21 protein-coding genes and 2 tRNA genes are annotated in these 18663 nt (G+C 40.9%); 20 read left to right on the forward strand and 3 right to left on the reverse strand.

The features are described from left to right. Positions 1 to 2 precede the first annotated feature (2 nt). On the reverse strand, positions 3 to 548 hold the full coding sequence (locus tag Epro_RS05865; protein ID WP_052571141.1) for a hypothetical protein: 546 nt from the start codon (positions 546 to 548) through the stop codon (positions 3 to 5). Further along, on the reverse strand, positions 545 to 1411 hold the full coding sequence (gene folD, locus Epro_RS05870) for a bifunctional methylenetetrahydrofolate dehydrogenase/methenyltetrahydrofolate cyclohydrolase FolD (protein WP_052571144.1): 867 nt from the start codon (positions 1409 to 1411) through the stop codon (positions 545 to 547). The genes Epro_RS05865 and folD overlap by 4 nt, the downstream gene beginning before the upstream one ends. 125 nt (positions 1412 to 1536) lie before the next feature. On the opposite strand from folD, the gene Epro_RS05875 reads away from it, so the two are divergent. From Epro_RS05875 to aroQ, 10 genes are all read left to right on the forward strand, one after another. Next, positions 1537 to 1628: transfer RNA gene (locus Epro_RS05875), tRNA-Ser, on the forward strand. Positions 1629 to 1755: 127 nt separating this feature from the next. Further along, entirely contained in the window at positions 1756 to 1995 is a 240-nt protein-coding gene (locus tag Epro_RS05880) for a GIY-YIG nuclease family protein (RefSeq protein ID WP_052571146.1), read from the forward strand. A gap of 16 nt (positions 1996 to 2011) precedes the next feature. After that, the gene (locus tag Epro_RS05885) at positions 2012 to 2851 is read left to right on the forward strand and encodes a glucosaminidase domain-containing protein (RefSeq protein WP_052571148.1); all 840 of its coding nucleotides are present in this window, start codon (positions 2012 to 2014) and stop codon (positions 2849 to 2851) included. Between the two features lie 12 nt (positions 2852 to 2863). Beyond that, the gene (locus tag Epro_RS05890) at positions 2864 to 3703 is read left to right on the forward strand and encodes a glucosaminidase domain-containing protein (protein ID WP_052571151.1); all 840 of its coding nucleotides are present in this window, start codon (positions 2864 to 2866) and stop codon (positions 3701 to 3703) included. A 1-nt stretch (position 3704) separates the two neighbouring features. Further along, positions 3705 to 4388: a M48 family metallopeptidase gene (locus Epro_RS05895; RefSeq protein ID WP_052571153.1), complete on the forward strand. Its 684-nt coding sequence runs from the start codon at positions 3705 to 3707 to the stop codon at positions 4386 to 4388. Beyond that, the gene (locus Epro_RS05900; RefSeq protein WP_052571155.1) at positions 4385 to 4843 is read left to right on the forward strand and encodes an OmpA family protein; all 459 of its coding nucleotides are present in this window, start codon (positions 4385 to 4387) and stop codon (positions 4841 to 4843) included. Before Epro_RS05895 ends, Epro_RS05900 begins: the two co-directional genes overlap by 4 nt. Before the next feature lie 53 nt (positions 4844 to 4896). Then, positions 4897 to 4968: transfer RNA gene (locus Epro_RS05905), tRNA-Met, on the forward strand. Positions 4969 to 5182: 214 nt separating this feature from the next. After that, the gene (locus Epro_RS05910; RefSeq protein ID WP_052571157.1) at positions 5183 to 7330 is read left to right on the forward strand and encodes a spermine/spermidine synthase domain-containing protein; all 2148 of its coding nucleotides are present in this window, start codon (positions 5183 to 5185) and stop codon (positions 7328 to 7330) included. Between the two features lie 61 nt (positions 7331 to 7391). Beyond that, positions 7392 to 8483 carry a 3-dehydroquinate synthase gene (aroB, locus tag Epro_RS05915; RefSeq protein WP_052571159.1) on the forward strand — a complete coding sequence of 364 codons (1092 nt, stop codon included), beginning with the start codon at positions 7392 to 7394 and terminating at the stop codon, positions 8481 to 8483. Further along, positions 8480 to 8908 carry a type II 3-dehydroquinate dehydratase gene (aroQ, locus tag Epro_RS05920; protein WP_052571161.1) on the forward strand — a complete coding sequence of 143 codons (429 nt, stop codon included), beginning with the start codon at positions 8480 to 8482 and terminating at the stop codon, positions 8906 to 8908. The genes aroB and aroQ overlap by 4 nt, the downstream gene beginning before the upstream one ends. A 111-nt stretch (positions 8909 to 9019) precedes the next feature. On the opposite strand, the gene Epro_RS05925 is transcribed toward aroQ, so the two are convergent. Then, positions 9020 to 9223, reverse strand: coding sequence for a cold-shock protein (locus tag Epro_RS05925; RefSeq protein WP_052571164.1), 204 nt, complete (start codon positions 9221 to 9223; stop codon positions 9020 to 9022). Positions 9224 to 9410: 187 nt separating this feature from the next. On the opposite strand from Epro_RS05925, the gene Epro_RS05930 reads away from it, so the two are divergent. From Epro_RS05930 to Epro_RS05975, 10 genes are all read left to right on the forward strand, one after another. Then, positions 9411 to 10469, forward strand: coding sequence for a M24 family metallopeptidase (locus tag Epro_RS05930; protein ID WP_052571165.1), 1059 nt, complete (start codon positions 9411 to 9413; stop codon positions 10467 to 10469). Positions 10470 to 10485: 16 nt separating this feature from the next. Beyond that, a complete protein-coding gene (gene efp / locus Epro_RS05935; protein ID WP_052571167.1) occupies positions 10486 to 11046 on the forward strand; it encodes an elongation factor P in 561 nt (186 codons plus the stop codon). A 92-nt stretch (positions 11047 to 11138) separates the two neighbouring features. Then, positions 11139 to 11558: an acetyl-CoA carboxylase biotin carboxyl carrier protein gene (locus Epro_RS05940; protein WP_052571169.1), complete on the forward strand. Its 420-nt coding sequence runs from the start codon at positions 11139 to 11141 to the stop codon at positions 11556 to 11558. Positions 11559 to 11649: 91 nt separating this feature from the next. Beyond that, a complete protein-coding gene (accC, locus tag Epro_RS05945) occupies positions 11650 to 12999 on the forward strand; it encodes an acetyl-CoA carboxylase biotin carboxylase subunit (RefSeq protein ID WP_052571171.1) in 1350 nt (449 codons plus the stop codon). Between the two features lie 96 nt (positions 13000 to 13095). Further along, complete coding sequence (locus Epro_RS05950) at positions 13096 to 13671, forward strand: D-sedoheptulose-7-phosphate isomerase (protein ID WP_052571174.1); 576 nt, start codon at positions 13096 to 13098, stop codon at positions 13669 to 13671. Between the two features lie 107 nt (positions 13672 to 13778). After that, entirely contained in the window at positions 13779 to 14264 is a 486-nt protein-coding gene (locus tag Epro_RS05955; protein ID WP_052571176.1) for an adenylyltransferase/cytidyltransferase family protein, read from the forward strand. An 11-nt stretch (positions 14265 to 14275) separates the two neighbouring features. Continuing rightward, positions 14276 to 14692 (forward strand): hypothetical protein, encoded by a 417-nt coding sequence (locus Epro_RS05960; RefSeq protein WP_052571178.1) that lies wholly within the window; start codon positions 14276 to 14278, stop codon positions 14690 to 14692. Between the two features lie 28 nt (positions 14693 to 14720). Further along, positions 14721 to 15986 carry a phosphomethylpyrimidine synthase ThiC gene (gene thiC, locus Epro_RS05965; protein ID WP_052571179.1) on the forward strand — a complete coding sequence of 422 codons (1266 nt, stop codon included), beginning with the start codon at positions 14721 to 14723 and terminating at the stop codon, positions 15984 to 15986. Positions 15987 to 16295: 309 nt separating this feature from the next. Continuing rightward, positions 16296 to 17216, forward strand: a complete 921-nt coding sequence (gene thrB, locus Epro_RS05970; RefSeq protein WP_052571181.1) for a homoserine kinase — start codon at positions 16296 to 16298, stop codon at positions 17214 to 17216. Positions 17217 to 17384: 168 nt separating this feature from the next. Continuing rightward, the gene (locus Epro_RS05975) at positions 17385 to 18617 is read left to right on the forward strand and encodes an aspartate kinase (protein WP_052571182.1); all 1233 of its coding nucleotides are present in this window, start codon (positions 17385 to 17387) and stop codon (positions 18615 to 18617) included. Positions 18618 to 18663: the final 46 nt, after the last annotated feature.

The following is an 18663-nucleotide window of genomic DNA, read 5'->3' on the forward strand; positions in this document are numbered from 1 at the left end:
TTTTAGTTTTTAACGCTTATATTATAATACTTTAAAGGCAATTTGTTATCTTTTAATTTTGACGGTTCCGTTACAAAAAACACGGGGTGCTGTCCCGACTTGTTTTCCGCAACTTCGCAGTGGAAAGATTTTTTAAGCATAGTAAAAAAGCTTAAGCGCGGATTGTTAAATTCAAGCTCTATCGCCAGCAAATCTTTTTGTGAAAGTTTTCCCGAGTAAAACTTTTTTAAAAATTTTGTTCCCTTATCAAGAGCGAGTACTAAAAATAATTTTCTAAATTTTAAATTTAAAGGGTTTATTAAAATAAAATCTTCGTTATCGTCGTGGCTGCTTAAGCGAGCGACCGTAGACCTTTTGCCTACGCACATAAGCGTGTGCGTTCCGAATTTTTCTTTTGATGTGTAAAATTTTGAAACGGCGCCGGTTTTTGTTTTTGTATTGACGGCTTTCTGCGTGGGGGTAATAAGTTTTACAAGTTTTTTGCTCTCCAAAAAAGCAAAAAGTTCGGGCGTTGCTTTTTGGGCGGTTAAAAAAATTTCTCTCTTCATTTTCTGTTGTTAAACGCTTTTAAAGTGTTTTCCAAAAGCATGGTTATAGTCATAGGCCCCACTCCTCCGGGAACGGGAGTAACAAAAACGTTTGCGTTTGTTAACGATTCAAAATCTACGTCGCCGTAAAGCTTTCCGTCAACTCTGTTAATGCCCACGTCTATTACCGTTGCGCCGTCTTTTATAAATTCTTTGGTAACAAATTTAGCTTTGCCTATAGCGGCAACCACAATGTCTGCGTTTTTGCAAACTTCTTTTAAATTTTTAGTTTTGGAATGCGCCATAATTACCGTTGCGTCGTTTGCAAGAAGCATCATTGAAAGAGGTTTGCCCACAAGGTTAGAGCGTCCTATAACAACCGCGGTTTTTCCCGCTATTTCTATTTTTGAAGCGTGCAGAAGATGTATTACGCCCGACGGAGTGCATGAAAGCAAAACGTTTTTATCAATAAGCTCCTGCCAGTTTTTTGAAAGGTTTAAAAGACCGGCGTTAAAAGGGTGAAGTCCGTCAACGTCTTTTAAAGGACTTATTGCATTTATGCAGTCTTGCGCAAAACTATTGTCCGGCAGAGGAAGCTGCAGCAAAATTCCGTCTATTTGGGAATCTGCGTTTAGATTTTTTATAAGAGAAATAATTTCTTCTTTTGAGGAGTTTGCCGGCAGCGTGCGGTGGAAAGATTTTATCCCTGCGTTTTCGCAAGCTTTTATTTTAGAGTTTATATAAACCTGACTTGCCGGATTTTCTCCGACTAAAATTGTCGCAAGTCCGGGAACCTTTCCCGTTTCTTTTGTTATCTTTGAAACTCTTTCTTTAATTTCCGCCCGTTTAGCGTCGGAAATTTTCTTGCCGTCAATTATATTCATAAATTTTCAATTCTCCGTTTTCAATTCTCAATTGCAATTAGATTATATTAAAAATTTTAATTATTGAAAAGGCGGACTCTTATTTGATATAATGCCCAAACCGAAATTTGTAATTTCCGGCACTTGGAGGGGTCGCATAGTTGGCCTAGTGCGCTGGTTTGCTAAACCGGTATACGGATGAAAGTCCGTATCGAGGGTTCAAATCCCTCCCCCTCCGCCCGTCTTTGGGACGTTGTCCCTGCGACGCGGCAAGTTAGTCTTCAGGGCAAGGAATTCTAATAGACGCATGTAAAAAGATTTAAGACGGTGTTGCGCCGCAGAAGCGAAGCGCCGAAGGCGGATATATGAAGTATGTATATATTCTTACCGATATTAACTATCCAGAAAATTACTACACAGGCATAACTTCCTATTTAAAACGCAGACTCAGCGAGCATAATTCAATTAATCATAAACATTCTCAACAATTTCAGCCTTGGGAAATAAAATGTTATTTTGCATTTAAAAACCATAAGCAAGCGGCTGATTTTAAACAATACTTAAAAACTTCTTCCGGCAGATTTTTCTGTAAAAAACATTTTTAACAAGGGTGACTATCTCATGCGATTTTTTACGTTATCGCTTGTCGTTATTCTAACAACAATTTTAACAGGCTGTTTTGCACTGCATAAAAAAGATTTGCATAATAATTTTTTTGTGGCTAGTTCTTACGCGCAGATGGAGCGGATTTGCGAAAAATACGGCGACGAGCCGGATAAAATGCGTCTTGAAAAAAAAGCTCCGCTTTTGCTGTTTAAAGGTTTTCCGCCGGATTTTCCGCAGCAGGATTTATCGCTTAGAAAGAAAATATTTATACAAGCGGTGCTTCCGGTGGCGCTGGCTGTAAATCGGGAGATAATGTCAAAAAGAGAAAAGCTTATACTTTTAAGTAAAAAATCTTCGCTTTCTTCTTCGGATGAACGCTGGATTTCCGAAGTTAAAGACGAATACGGCGGACAATCGCTTTCTTTGGAAGAGCTTATAAAAAGAGTTGACGTTATTCCTGCGTCTCTTGTTCTTGCTCAGGGCGCGCACGAAACGGCTTGGGGCAGCTCAAGATTTTTAGTGGAAGGAAACGCGCTGTTTGGCGAGTGGGTTTGGGATTCGTCGGGAATAATTCCGCTTGGCAGACCCGAGGGGCAAAATTATTCCATAAAAAGTTTTGCGTCTATTTACGATTGCGCCCGAAGTTATGCCGATAAACTCAACCGTCTTGACGCTTATGCAAAATTTAGAACGCTGCGCGCAAATTTAAGAGCTGAAAATGCGCCGCTTTCCGGAACGGTTCTTGCCGAAGGTTTGGAAAATTATTCCGGCGAAGGCAAGGCTTATATCAATAAAATAAAGTCGCAAATAGCGGAAAACGGTTTATCTGATTTTGACGAAGTTGTATTAAAATAACCGGAGGATAAAATGCGGTATTTTTCAATTGCAGCTTTATTTTTGGTTGCCGGAATATTTCTTTTTTCGTGCAGCTCCGACAAGGCGCAAGGCGCTTTTGTAAAAGTTGAACATTTTAAAGAAATGGTTGAGCTTTGCAAAGAGCACGGACTTGACGCTAAAGTAATACGCGAAACAAAAAAAGCCCCAAGATTTTTCTTTAAAAATTTGCCCCAAGATTTTGCAAAAACCGAAAACGAGCAGTTAAGAAATGAAATGTTTATTCATGCTATCGGTCCGATTATTTTGCTTGCTAATGAAAATATAGCAAAAGACAGAGAAAAACTTATAAAGCTGTCAAATCAGTATTCCATTACTAGCGAAGAGGAAGAGTGGCTTACGGCTTTGCAAAAAGAGTATGAAGCAGAACATTTGTCTATATCTGAACTTATAGAAAGAGTTGATATTGTTCCCGTGTCTCTTGCCATAGCGCAGGCGGCGCAGGAATCTTGGTGGGGAACGTCCCGCTTTGCGCTTGAAGGCAATGCTTTTTTCGGCGAACATATAAACAATACTTCAGGCATGCTTCCAAAAGAGCACTCAAAAAAAATAACGTGGTCTGTTAAAAAATTTCCGTCAATTTACAGATCCGTTAGAAGTTATGCGGATAAAATTAATCGCGTGGACGCATATAAAGAATTAAGAGATATTAGAGCAGCCGCAAGAAAAGCAGGACGTCCTATTTTGGGTTTTGAACTTGCGCAAGGTCTTGGACATTATTCCGAGCAAGGCGACAAATATATAACTTACATACAAGCTGTTATAACTAAAAATAATCTTGAAGATTTAGATCGCGTGCGTCTTGTAAAATAAAATGGAAAGCATTGAGTTTGACGGCGTTAAAGCTTTAATAATAAGAAAGAAAATAAAAAACGCGTATATAAAAATAAAATCTTCCGGCGAAGTCGTTATAACTGCGCCGTTAAGATATCCGTCGGTGCTTATAGAAAGATTTTTCGGCAGAAAACTCGGCTGGATAAAAAAACGCAAAGCCGCCGTTTTAGCGCGCCCGGCAAAAATTAAAAATTTGTATATCGACGGAGAACATGTTGAATTATTCGGCAAAAAATACGCGCTTAACGTTTACAATGCAAAAAAATCCTACGTTGTTTTAAATTGCGATTCAATATGTTTATACGTTAAAGACGGCGCGGGATACGATAAAAAGAAAAAAGCCATGGACGCTTTTTATAAAAAACAATTAGAAAATATTGTTCCGGCGTTTATAAATAAATGGCTTCTGGAAATACGCGCCGTGGCGCCTGCTCCAATAACTCTCTGTTTTAAAAGTATGAAAAGCAAATGGGGCAGTTGCAGAGTAAACGAAAGAAAAATTACTCTTAACACCGAACTTGCGAAAAAATCCGTCAGATGCGCGGAGTATGTATGCGCGCACGAAGTTTTACATTTGCGCCAAATACGTCACAATAAAGATTTCAAAGATTTTATGAAACGGGCTTTCCCCGACTGGAAAGCGCTTGAGGAAGAGTTGAAATGATAAACGCAATAAAAATTTTTACAATTGTCTTTGTAATTTCTTTTGTTTGCGCCGGCGCGCTTTTTGCAAAAGAGTACGTTTCGGATTCCGCAACTTCCGCCGCTGCGGTTAAAGCCGGCTCAAAAATTATAATTCCCGGATTTTATTTTGATAAAGAAAACTCTTCAAACGCAAGCTTGAAAAAGCGCGTTAAAAATGTTGCAGCCCAAATAAAGAAGGTAAAATTTTCAAAAGTTATAGTTGAAGGGTATGCGGATAATTCCGGAACTTCTTCCCAAAGTTTAAAAAATTCAAAATCAAGAGCGAATTTTGTCCGCAAAGAACTTATAAAAAACGGAATTCCCGCAAAAAAAGTTACCATAAAATCTTTTGGCTCCGTAAACCCCTTGGCAAGCAACGGCGATGACCAAGGCAGAATGCTCAATCGCCGCGTTGAACTCCTTCTTGTCCGCTAACTTCCGTCTTGATTTTTACCTGGAAAAATAATAGAATTATCAAACTGATTTTTGGCGGCGTAGCTCAGGGGTAGAGCAGAGGACTCATAAGCCTTTGGTCGGAGGTTCAATTCCTCCCGCCGCCATTTTTGTTTCATCTTTTAAGTTTATGCTGCGTTGCGCATTTCCTCGCGCGCCTTTTGCACGCTTCGTCGGTGTGCGCCTTGCCTAAACTTAAAATACTTCGCAAAAATTGCAGGGCTTTTGAATTTATATTCCATAAAAAATATCTCATTTAAGTAATGGCAACTCTCCGGGTTTTATCCAAAAATAAAACTTTTTCCTTTTCAAACAAAACCTATGCGACAGAAACTTTTCCTTTTAATTATTGGCGTTTGCGCTGCGTTTATTGAGTTTTTAATTTTTCGGGAAGCTCTTCCCGTGTTTCAGGGAACGGATATTATTTCCGGTTTTATAGTTGCCGATATTGCAGCCGCTTTTTGGTTGGGCGTTTATTTTTACGGCAAGCAAAAGATATTTAATTTTTCAAAAAGAAATTTTTTTATAGGCATATTTGTTTTGTGCGCAGCGTTTGTTTTTTCTTTTGTTGTTTTTAGAAGTTTGCGCGCATTTTTAGGCGTTGCGTTGGGCGGCGGAATTTCTTTGAAATCTGCATTTTTGTATATTTTTTTAGCGGTTGTCCCCGTAAATTTTATGCAGGGCGCGCTTTGCGCGGCATCCGTAAAGTTTGCGGCTGGCGCAAAAAATCCTGCAAAAGAAAGTTTTATTTTCATATCGCTTGGTTTTGCGGCGGGCGCAATAATTTGCTCGTTATTTTTAGGAGCATTTTTAGCGACAGATATTATTATAATAACGGCGATATTGTTTTTGCTTTCGCCTCTGCTTTTTGCGCAGACTAAAAAAGAAGCGTGCTGTACCGTTTTGGCGGTTATTTTTGCGGCGGTTGCCGTAAGCGGCGCGTCGGCAAAAATTGACAAGAAAATTCTTGAGGGCAGTTTCGGATTTTGGGAAGTAAAAGAGTATAAATATACGCCGTACGGTCAAACGGCGCTGGTTTCTAAAAACGGCGAATCGGCTCTTCTGGAAAACGGAATAATAAATTACTCTAATCCGGACGCCGAAATAATAGATTCTGAAAATTTTGGGCACATTCCCGCTTTGTATCATGAAAATCCGAAAAAAGTTTTAATTATCGGCGGCGCTGCAAGATATTTGCCGATGATTTTAACTCATAAAGTTAAACAAATTGACTACGTAGAGCCCGATAAAGCCGTAACCGATATTATAAGCTCAAACATTTACCGCGAAAGCAAAATGTTTGACGATATAAAAGTTAACATTTACAATGAAAATATAAGGCAGTTTATAAAAAACACTCCAACGCGCTACGATTTAATTCTTGTCGGTTTTTCCGACCCTGTAAATCTTTATATCAACGGTTTTTACACAAAAGATTTTTTCCTCAAGGCTAAAAAAGTTTTGGCGCCCGGCGGGTTGTTGGCGGTAAATCTTTCCGGCAAGCTTACTTTTTCTTCTTATATTATGGCGGAACTTAACAAATCCGTTGCCCGTGCGGTCGGCGAAGCGTTTAAATATTCAAGCATTATTCCGGGAGCGCGCAACATAATTGTAGGCGGCGACTCTAAAATGCCTTACAGAATAAACGTTAAACGCAGGCTTTACGAAGTTCAGCAAACCACTCTTGTTCTTTCAAAATATTACCTTGACGACTTAATGGACACGCAGGCAACCCTGTGGTTTAAAAACGAAATGGACATAATTGCAAAAAGAGACGTCGTAAATTCGGATTTAAGTCCAAGCGCAATGATGCTGTCGGTTTTATATATGCAATCCGGTTTTTCGCCTTATTTAAGCGTTTTTTTAGACGACATTTTGCAGTATTCTTATCTTGCGGTGTTTGCGGTTATAATAATATTTTTCCTTTCCCGAACTCTTTATAAAACGGCGGCTTTTGCGCAAGGCGTATCGGCGGCATGGCTTGCTTTTAATGTTATTTTCGCGTTTCAAACTTACAGCGGACAAATTTTCAGATGGGGCGCTTGCGCCTGTGCGGTTTTTATTTTGGGGGTTCTTGTCGCAATATTGTTTTACGGCAAAATTTATAAACGCGCGCCGTTTATAAATAAGATGTTTTTATGCGAAGCGCTGCAAATAGCGCTGTTTATTGTTTGGTATATAATTTTAAAGATTTACGCCGTCAATGTTTGGACGGCGCTTGCGGTAATTTTGTGTTTGGGCGTTTTGTTCGGCGCCGGTGTTGCGCTGCTTACGGAACATACGCGCAAACTTGCCGACAGAAAACGCGCACTTGTTTTAACGCTTGCCGGTTTTGTTGCGGCGTCGCTTTTGGGCGGCGGTTTTTTAATTCCCGCATGGGGAATAGAAGGTTCTTTGTATTTCATATTTTTTCTGAAGTTTTTAATTTTTTGCCGATGGGCGGATTTGAAAAAGACAATTACGAATTAGGAATTACAAATTACGAATTTCACAATAAGACAAACCTTTAAAAAAATTGTAGAATTAACTTATGCAAACAATAAAAGTCAGGCTTAAAACCAATCCTTATAATATTTTAATTTCAGAGTCCTCGGCGGATTTTGTAGCCGCTTTTAAAAAAGTTTTCCGCGCGAAAAATATTTTTATAGTTACGGATTCCAACGTCGCTAAAATTCACTTAAAATCGTTTTCGGATATTTTAAAAAAAGCTGGGTTTCAAACTTCTTTTGCGGTTATACCCGCCGGCGAAAGCGGCAAAAGCATAGCGTCTTTAAGCTCTTTGTATGATAAGGCTCTTAAAGCGGGGCTTGACAGGAAAGGTTGCGTTATAGCTTTGGGCGGCGGAGTTGTCGGCGACGTTGCGGGGTTTTTTGCGGCAACGTATATGCGCGGCGTTAAATTTGTTCAGGCGCCTACTACGCTTCTTGCCATGACGGATTCTTCCGTCGGCGGAAAAACTGCCGTAAATACTTCCGGCGGAAAAAATATTGCCGGAACTTTTTATCAGCCGTCTTTTGTGTGGATAAACTCTTTTTACCTTGCCACGCTTGACGAGCGTCAGCTAAAAAACGGTCTTGCCGAAGTTGTAAAATACGCCTTTACTTTTGATAAAAATTTTTACGACTATCTTCAAGATGTTTTAGAAAAAGGCATTATCGGCGCGGACGAATTTAACTATATGATTTTTAAAAGCTGCTCTTACAAAGCGCGCGTCGTTGAAAAAGACGAAAAAGAAGTTACCGGCGTTCGCGCGGTTTTAAATTTCGGACATACCTTGGCGCACGCAATTGAAACTTTTACAAAATATAAAAAATTTCTTCACGGAGAAGCCGTGGCCGCCGGAATGCTTTACGCGGCAAAACTTTCTCTCGATTTAAAATTGTGCGGCAAAGAAACGTTTCTGCAGGTAAAAGAGCTTTTAACCGCCGCCGGATTTGTTTTCAACTTTAAAAACTTAAATGCTCTCAAACTTTTGGAACTTATGAAAAAAGATAAAAAATCCGTAAACGCGTCTTTACGTTTTGTATTATTAAAAGATATAGGAAAAAGCATTTCGGACGCGGAAGTTAAAGACGGCGCGGCTTTAAAAACGCTTAAAGAATTTTTGAGGGAGAATAAATGAAAAAAATATTGATAATAAACGGCCCCAACATAAACATGCTCGGCTCTCGCGAACCCGGAATTTACGGCAACGCTACGCTTGCCGATATTGAAAAAGCAATAAGTTCGCTTGCCAAAGAATTGAAAGTTGAAGTTGAGTTTTTTCAGTCTAACCACGAAGGCGAGATAGTTGATAAAATTCAATCCGTAAAAGATAAAGTTTTCGCTATTGTAATTAATCCGGCGGCGTTCACGCACACGTCGGTGGCAATAAGAGACGCAATTTCCGCAATAGCCGCGCCTGCAATTGAAGTGCACATTTCCAACGTCTATTCAAGAGAAGAGTTTCGCCACAAATCTTACATCGCCGGCGTATGCATAGGTCAAATTGCCGGTTTCGGAGTTGACGGCTACCTCTTCGCCCTAAAAAAATTAGCTTCGCTGTAATCAAGCTGTTAGCAGTTGCCGCCTCAGCGCGGTTTATGATTGGAAAAGTTTCATTAAAATAAAAAAAGCCTTGAAGATATTATCTTCAAGGCTTTTTAGTTGTTGGTTAGATTAGATCTTTTTTATGTTTGCTGCTTTAGGACCTTTGTCTGAATTAACAACTTCAAATTCAACGCTGTCGCCCTCTGCCAACGATTTGAAACCATCAGACTGAATTGCTGAATAGTGTGCAAATACGTCGCCTGATCCGTCATCGTTAGAAATGAATCCGTAACCTTTCTGGTCGTTAAACCACTTTACTTTGCCTTGTGCCATTTGCTGAAACTCCTTGTTTACCATCCGTCTTTGCGGATAACTTAAATTGCGAATTCTAAAGTTTGCCTAAACATACTTTGAAGTTCGTTGCAGTATTTAATAAAATAATAACAAAGATGTCAAGTGTTATTTTTTGCCGTTAGCTTACAAATAGGCTCCGGCGGGTTTTTAAACCAAAGGAATAATAATGTTAAATAAAATTAAAGCTCTGCAGGAAAAATACAAAACCGAAGGCGAAGCTTTTCTTTTTACAAATCAAAAAGAAACTTTTTATTTATCCGGCGCGGAGTTTGACGGGTTTTGGATTTTTGCCTGCAGGCAAACAATTTACGTTGTATGTTCAAAGATGACGCAAAACCAAATGAAAGAATTTTTTGCCGGACAAAATGCGGAAATAATTGCCGGCGCTCCGTTTAGCGCGCAGACTGCCAAAGCTGCAAAAGACAATGCCGTAAAACGCATAATTACGGATGCAAAGTATATAAGCGCCGCGGATTTTATAGTTTTGCAAAAAAAGCTTGCGGCAAACAATATAGAGCTTTGCGCAAAAACCGGCGTTTTGGATAATTTGCGTATTGTAAAAACAAGCGAAGAAATTGCAAATTTAAGAAAAGCGTGCGAAATTGTTTCTCAAGTTTGCCAAACGGTTAAAGAAGAAATTAAAGCCGGTATGACAGAGCTTGACGTTTGCTACAGGGTTCTTGAACTTTTCGCGCAAAACAAAGTAAAAGAAAGCTTTACTCCCATAGTGGCAGCGGGTGAAAATTCCGCAAACCCGCATCACGCAAGCTCAAATCGCAAAATTCGGGAAAACGATATAATAATGATGGATATCGGCTGCGTGTATAAAGGTTACTGTTCGGATTTGACACGAACATACTTTTTAGGTAAAATTAATACGAAATTCAGAGAAATTTGGGATATTGTAAAAGAGTCCCAAAGCGCTGTTTTGAAAGCAATAAAAGCCGGCTTGCCCGTATCTTGGGCAGACAAAACCGCAAGAAACGTTATAGATGCGGCCGGATATAAAGATAATTTTATTCACACTACCGGACACGGGGTGGGAATAGAAATTCACGAAATGCCTTTGCTTGCATATAATGCCGAAGGCGTTTTTTTAAGCTCCACGGCTGTAACGGTTGAGCCCGGAATTTATCTTGCCGGAGAGTTCGGCGTTAGAATAGAAGACACAATACTTATAACAGAAAACGGCTGCGAGATTTTAACGTCCGCTCCGTATAAATAAACAATCAGGAGAACAAATGGTTTCAACATCAGATTTCAAAAACGGACTTAATATTTTGGTTGACGGCGAGCCCTACCAAATTACGTGGTTTCAAAACCACAAACCCGGCAAAGGCGGAGCCGTAATGCGCGTAAAACTTCGCCATCTTAAAAAAGGCGGCACGGTAGAACGCACTTTTAAAAGCGGTGAAAAATTTGAAGCTTTAACCGTTTCCCGTCAAAAGAAACAGTTTCTCTACAAAGAAGGCGAAAATTTTAATTTTATGGATATGAATTCATACGAGCAAATAAGCGTTGCCCCCGTATTGCTTGGAGAAATGGCAAACTTCTTAAAAGAAAATCTTGAAGTTGAAGCCGTTTATCTTGAAAACGAACTTATAGGCATAGACCTGCCGCTGATTATAGAAATGAAAATTGCAGAATCGGAGCCCGGCATTAAAGGCGACTCTGTTTCCAACATGACAAAAATGGCAAAACTTGAAACCGGCGCGGATATTCGCGTTCCTCTTTTTATTAAAGAGGGCGACAGAGTGAAAGTTGATACTCGTACAGGCGAATACGTAGAAAGAGTCTCATAATTAGAAGTTTGGCAGTTTGGCAGCCAAGAAGTTTGGCAACGACTTTTTTACTAAACTTCCAAACTTCTTATCTTCTTAAAACGGAGTTTTACATGAATCCGCAGGAAATAAAAGCTTTTTTAAAGTCTGTTAAAGAAACCGATATTGAAGAACTTGAGTATCAAAGCGGCGAAGATTCTTTGTATTTCAAAAAGAGCGCCGCAGAGTTTGACGCCGCGCCCGCTGCGCAGGCCGCGGCAGAGCAGGTTGTCGCAGAAGAGGAAAAATCTTCTATTGTCGCAATAACTTCTGCCACAGTGGGCACTTTTCACGCCGCCGGCAGCGACAAAAGCCAAGTTATTAAAGAAGGTTCGTCGGTAGAGCCGGGCAAAAAAGTCGGGCAAATTGAAGCTATGAAAATTATAAAAGACGTAGTTTCAAAAGTTAAAGGCAAAGTTGTGAAAGTTTCAGTTGCAAACGGCGCGTCGGTGGAATACGGACAGGAATTATTTTTAGTTGACACAAGCAAATAATAGCGGCAAATTTAAAAGTGAAAAGCGGAAAGTGAAATTAACGATTCGCATAAGACTTTTCAGACTCCAAACTGTTTTTTAGGAGATAAAAGTGTTTAAAAAAGTTTTGATTGCAAACAGAGGCGAAATAGCCTGCAGAGTAATAAGAGCCTGCAGAGAGCTTGGCGTTAAAACGGTGGCAATTCATTCCGACGTTGACAGAGAAAGCATGCACGTGAAACTTGCCGATCAGTCTATATGCGTTGGTCCGGCAAGCGCAACCGAAAGTTATTTAAATATTCCAAGCATAATAGCGGCTGCTGAAATTTCCGGCGCGGACGCAATTCACCCGGGATACGGGTTTTTAGCCGAGAACACATATTTTGCGGAAGTCTGCGAAGCCTGCGGAATTAAATTTATAGGCCCTGATAAAGAGTCAATAGAAAAAATGGGCGATAAAATTACCGCAATAGAGCTTATGAAAAAAGCCGGCGTTCCCGTGGTTCCGGGCTCTAACGGACCGGTAAACGCAGACGACGCAAAGCTTTTTTCGCTTGCAAAAAAAATAGGCTATCCCGTAATAATTAAAGCAACTGCGGGCGGCGGCGGAAAAGGCATGAGAATAGTTAACGCCGAAAGCGAATTAAAAAACGCAATTGCCATGGCGCAGGCGGAAGCCAAAGCGTCTTTTAGCAACCCCGAAGTTTACATGGAAAAATATATTGAAGAGCCGCACCACATAGAGTTTCAGGTGCTTGGCGACAGATTCGGAAAAGTGGCGTATCTTCCCGAGAGAGATTGTTCTATACAAAGAAGACATCAAAAACTCGTTGAAGAAAGTCCGTCTCCGCTAATAAGTTCTGCGCTTAGAAAAAAAATGGGCAAAGCTGCAAAAAACGCAGCCGCAGCCGTAAAATATGTAACCGTCGGCACGGTTGAATTTCTTGTTGATAAAAAAGGACATTTCTATTTTATGGAAATGAACACAAGAATTCAGGTAGAACATCCGGTAACGGAAATGATTACCGGTATAGATCTTGTAAAAGAGCAGATAAGGCTTGCCGCCGGTGAAAAACTTTCGTTTAATTCGGAAAAAATAAAAATACTCGGACACGCTATAGAATGCAGAATAAACGCCGAAGATCCGGATAAAGATTTTATTGCGTCCCCCGGAAAAATCGGCAAACTGTATTTGCCCGGAGGTCCCGGAATAAGAGTTGACACGCACGTTTATTCCGGATATACAATTCCTCCTTTTTACGACAGCTTAATAGCTAAAGTTATTGCGCTTGGCGCAGACAGAGAAGAAGCTATAGACAGAATGTCGCGCGCATTAAGAGAAGTAGAAATTGAGGGCATAAAAAATACGTCTTCTCTTCACGGCAAAATTATGACAAACGAACATTACCGCAAAGGTTCCGTAGCCACGGACTTTTTGCCAAAATATATTTTCGGACGCTAAAAACCTGCGGGTTTCCTTAATATTTAAAACAAAAGCCCGTTGTCTTAAAGCGACACTCGGGCTTTTATGTTTTAAAAACGTAAACAGGAGCTGCAAATGCAAGAAACTATAAAAAGTTTAATTAATGAAAGCGTTGAAGCAAAAAAAGCTTTGCTTTCCGACCAATATCTTAAAACGATAGAAAAAATTTCAAATACAATAATTGAAGCTTACGGAAACGGCAAAAAAACTCTTATTGCCGGAAACGGCGGTTCGGCTTCCGATGCGCTCCATTTTGCCGCGGAGCTTGTCGTGCGGTTTGAAAAAAACAGAGCGGCTCTTCCGTCCATAGCGTTATCCGAAAATATTTCCACAATAACCGCCGCGGGAAATGATTTCGGTTATGAACAGTCTTTTAGCCGCCAAGTAGAGGCGTTTGCGCAAAAAGGCGACGTGTTTGTTGCAATATCAACAAGCGGAAATTCGCCAAACGTTCTTAAAGCAATAGAAGCTGCAAAAAAAATCGGCGTTACGGTTATAGGTTTTACAAATTCCGACGGCGGCAAAATGAAAGATATTTGCGATATAATTTTTCGCGCGCCGTCAAAAACTACTGCCCGCGCGCAGGAATGTCATATTTTGGCCATACATATAATTTGCAAAATTTTAGAAGCGCAGCTTTTTAAAGACTAAACAAATAGCAAGCGCATTGTGCTTTAGCTGTGTTGCGTTATTGCGGCGAAATACGAAAATCCGTTTTTAAATAAACAGAGCTTCTCCTTATTTTTAAAGGAATCAAAATGAAGAACAGAGCCCTAACCAGAAAAGAGCTGCAGGCTGAAATAAAAAAACTTCAAAAATCCGGCAAGAAAGTTGTTTTTACAAACGGATGTTTTGACTTGCTTCATTTAGGTCATACAAGTCTTTTCAAAAAAGCAAAATCGCTTGGCGACGTTTTGGTTGTGGCTATAAATTCCGATAAGTCTTTAAGCTGTTTAAAAGGTCCCAAACGTCCGCTTGTGGGCGAAAAAGACAGAGCGCAATTATTGCTTGCGTTAAAGCCCGTAGATTACGTTGTGGTTTTCGGCGAACAAACTCCGCACGAACTTTTAAAAGCCGTTAAGCCCGACGTTTTAGTTAAAGGCGGCGACTACAAACTTCAAGATATTGTCGGCAGAGAGTTTGTGAAAAAAGTTTATCGCTACCCGTTTGTAAAAGGCAAATCAACAACAAATTTAATTAACACCATTGTGGAACGATATGGCAAAAAGACAAGTAGTAAGTAGGAAGGAGTAAGGTGAAAGGTAAAAAGAATGTTTGTCGTATAATAGATGCGAATTTAAATCGTTGTCGCGAAGGGCTTCGCGTGGTTGAAGATTGTTTGCGTTATGTTTTAAACGACGGCGCTTTGTATAAAAAAATTCGCGATATAAGGCATAATACCGATAAAATTTTAAGAGAATGTTATTCTTGCTTAATTCAAGAACGCGATACGGTTACAGATAGCGGCAGAGACATGCCGGAAACGGCAAAAAAAGAATTGCCGGAAATTTTGGCGGCAAACTTTAAACGCGCGCAGGAATCTTTAAGAGTTTTGGAAGAGTATTCAAAAACCGTTTTTCCTCAAAGCAGCGCAAAATTTAAAACTCAAAGATACGCCGCGTATAATTTGGAAAAAAAAGTTTATTTAAAATATAAGAAATTTTTTGCATGAGAGAAAATTTAAGCCAAAGGGAACAAATATGACGTTAATGCAAGACGCGCAAAATAAAAAAGCGAACAAATTAATTCAAGCCGCCGCAACCGCGGAAAATTTAAGCGAAGATTTTATAAGAGAAGGCGTAGCGGACGGCACAATAGTAATTCCTAAAAACATAAACAGAAAACTTTCAAAAATAATCGCGGTAGGCAAAGGTTTAAAAACAAAAGTTAACGCAAATATCGGCACATCGCCCGACTACATAAATTTGGAAGAAGAGCTTGTAAAGCTTGACGTTGCCGTTAAAGCCGGCGCCGACGCGGTTATGGATTTGTCCACCGGCGGAAATTTAACGCAAATAAGAAAAGAAATTTTAGCCCGCTGTCCTGTGCAGGTTGGCACGGTGCCTATTTATGAAGCCGCATGCAGAACGGTTGCGCAGGGCAAAAAAATATCGCAAATAGACGGCGAAATGTTGTTTGACGTTATAGAAGAACAGGCGCAGCAGGGCGTAGATTTTATTACCGTTCATTGCGGAATAAATAAAGCCACCGTTGAAATATTAAACCGTCAGGGACGCTTGGCGGGCGTTGTAAGCCGCGGCGGATCGTTTTTAGTTAAATGTATAAACGCTACGGGCAAAGAAAATCCTTTATACGCTCAATACGACAGACTTTTGGCTATAGCAAAAAAGTACGACGTAACTTTATCGCTTGGCGACGGTTTTCGTCCGGGCGCAGCTTTTGACGCGTCCGACGCAGTTCAGCTTGGCGAGCTTGCCGTGCTTGGCGAACTTGTTTTAAAAGCCCGAGCCGCCGGCGTGCAAACTATGATAGAAGGTCCGGGACACGTGCCGCTAAATCAAATTGAAGCAAATGTTACGCTTGCAAAAAAATTAGGTCACGGCGCGCCTCTTTACTTTTTAGGGCCTTTGGTTACAGACATCGCCCCCGGTTACGACCACATAACGTCGGCAATCGGCGGAGCTTTAGCCGCGGCCAAAGGCGTAGATTTTATTTGCTACGTAACGCCTGCGGAACATATAAGACTTCCGAACGTCAAAGACGTCCGCGAAGGCGTAATTGCCGCAAGAATTGCCGGACACGCCGCCGATATTGTTAAAGGCGTCAAAGGCGCAAAAGATCAAGACGACGCAATGTCTAAATATAGAAAGTTAAGAGACTGGAAAAAGCAGGAAGAGTTTTGCATAGACCCTGAAAAATTAAGAACCGAAAGAGCAAAGCTGCCGCCGCAGCAAGATGACGTATGCACTATGTGCGGCGAGTTCTGCGCTATGCGCGACGAATAGCTATAACGGCAGAGGGTAAGAAGTTAGGAAGTTGGGAAGTTGAGAAGATGAGAAACGGCAAGTTGTTAAAGTAGAAAGTAGGAAGGAGTAAGGAGCAAGTGTTGTCAATTCCCCTGATAAAGATGATAAGAGGGTAGGATGGTAGGAAGATAAGTAACGGCAAGTAATAAAGAATAAGTAAAAGGTAACAAGCAGCGGAGTTGTTAATTCCCCTTTTATAAAAAGGGGTGCCCGATAGGGCGGGGTATTTGTTTTTTTGTCGTTGTTGAATGTCATTATTTAACATATAAAAGTAAAGGAATTAAATAAATGAAAGTGCGAATGAGGGTGCCGGCTACTACGGCAAATTTAGGTCCCGGGTTTGATGTGTTCGGCGCGGCGCTGTCTGTTTATAACGAGTTTGAAGCTGCAACCGTTGAAAACGGCAAGGGCGGCAAAATTGTTTTAAAAGGCGAAGGTAAAATTGCGCTTCCTAAAAGCGAGAAAAATCTTGTTTGGCAGGCAATGAAAGAAACTTTTAAAGTTCTCGGCGAAACAAAATATAATTTTAAAAATTTAAATATAACCATTAACACAGGCATTCCCTTAAGCGGCGGGCTTGGCTCAAGCGCGTCGGCAATTGTCGGCGGCATAGCTTTGGCAAACGCGCTTTGCGGCTTAAAACTTAACAAATCTCAAATAACGGAACTTGCGGTTAAAATTGAAGGTCATCCCGACAACGTGGCGCCGGCGGTTTTCGGCGGAGTTTGCGTTTGTTCAAAAAACGATCAAAACCCGCACGGCGAAATTTTGCATTTGCCGGTTCCTAAATTAAAAGTTGTTTTGTGCGTTCCGTCGTTTGAGCTTCGCACGAAACGTTCAAGACAAATTTTGCCCAAATGCGTTAACTTGCAGGACGTTGTTTTTAATACGTCGGGCGTTGCGTTTCTTACGGCGGCGTTTTGTACCGGCGACTGGACGCTTTTGAAAAAAGGCACGCAGGATAAAATTCATCAGCCTTACAGAGGCAAAATGATTCCCGCAATGAACGAAGTTTTACGCGCAGCGATAGATGCCGGCGCGTACGGCGCGTATCTTTCCGGCTCCGGCCCTACTCTTGCGGCTTTTTGCGACGCAAAAAAAGCGGAAACCGTAAAAAAAGAAATGACAAAAATTTGGAAAAAAGAAAGCGTAGCGGTTAAAAGTTATATTTTGGATTTTGACAAAAAAGGCGTTGAGAGACAAAGTTAAAAGCGACGCGAAGTGCCATTGCGGAATGTTATTGAAAAGAAGTTCTTCCGCGGCAGCCTGCGCCGTAGCGTCTAAATACGGCGGGATCCGCGTTTGCTGAATATATTTTTAAAAGCGAAATTAAATGTTTTTCAAATAATAAAATCAGTTTTGTTTTAGGAGAAAAAGATGGGATTAGTGGTAATGAAATTCGGCGGGTCGTCAGTGGCGGACGCCGACAAAATGAAAGTTGTAGCAAGAAAAATTACGGCTAAAAAAAACGCGGGCAATAAAGTTGTCGCGGTAGTTTCCGCTCCCGGAGACACCACCGACGATTTGCTTGAAATGGCGGAAAAAGTTTCGGCAAATCCTCCCGCAAGAGAAATGGATATGCTGCTTGCCACCGGCGAGCAGGTTTCAATTTCTCTTCTTGCCATGACCATAGACGCAATGGGCGAAAAAGTTGTTTCTATGACCGGTCCTCAGGCGGGCATTACCGCAGATGCCGACTATACGCGCGCAAAAATAAGAAAAATAGATCCTAAAAAAGTTAAAGCGCAGCTTGCAAAAGGCAACATAGTTATTGTTGCCGGTTTTCAGGCGGCAAATCCTAAAGGCGACATTACAACTCTCGGACGCGGCGGTTCGGATTTAACTGCCGTCGCTTTGGCTGCGGCGTTAGAAGCAGATTCCTGCGAAATATATTCTGACGTTGAGGGCGTTTACACAACCGACCCCCGCGCGGTGAAAAACGCAAGAAAATTAGATTATCTTTCCTACGACGAAATGCTTGAAATGGCGGGTTCGGGCGCGCAGGTTTTGCAGGCGCGCAGCGTTGAGGTTGCAAAAAAGTTCGGTGTGGAAATTCATTCAAGAAGCACTTTCAGCGATAATGTGGGCACAATTATAACAAGCGAAGAAAAAATAAGGAGAAAAAAGATGGAAGCATTATTGGTTTCCGCAGTAACTTTTGATAAAAATCAGGTTAAGTTTACAATAATAGATTTGCCGGATATTCCGGGCGTTGCCGCAAAAATTTTCGGCAAACTTGCAAAAATCGGCGTGAATGTGGACATGATTATTCAGTCCGCCGCCGTTGACAAAAAAAACGATATCTCTTTTACGGTAAGCAAGCAAGACATAAAAAAAACGCAGCTTGAGCTTGATAAAATTGCCGCGGAACTTAAAGCGTCAAACGTTGTTGCCGACGAAAACGTGGCGAAAGTTTCCGTGGTAGGCATAGGCATGAGAAGCAACGCCGGAGTAGCCGCGCAAATGTTTGAAATTCTTTCAAAAAAAGGCATTAACATAGAAATGATTTCCACAAGCGAAATAAAAATTTCCTGCATTGTTGATTCAACGGATTTAACAAAAGCCGTTGAGTACCTGCATGATGGTTTTAAATTAGCAAAGAAAAAATAGGCGCTGCGTCTTTTGCGTTTCTGCTTAGAAACTTCGCCGCTTATGT

Source organism: Endomicrobium proavitum (genome assembly GCF_001027545.1).
In the GTDB taxonomy this organism is placed as follows: domain Bacteria; phylum Elusimicrobiota; class Endomicrobiia; order Endomicrobiales; family Endomicrobiaceae; genus Endomicrobium; species Endomicrobium proavitum.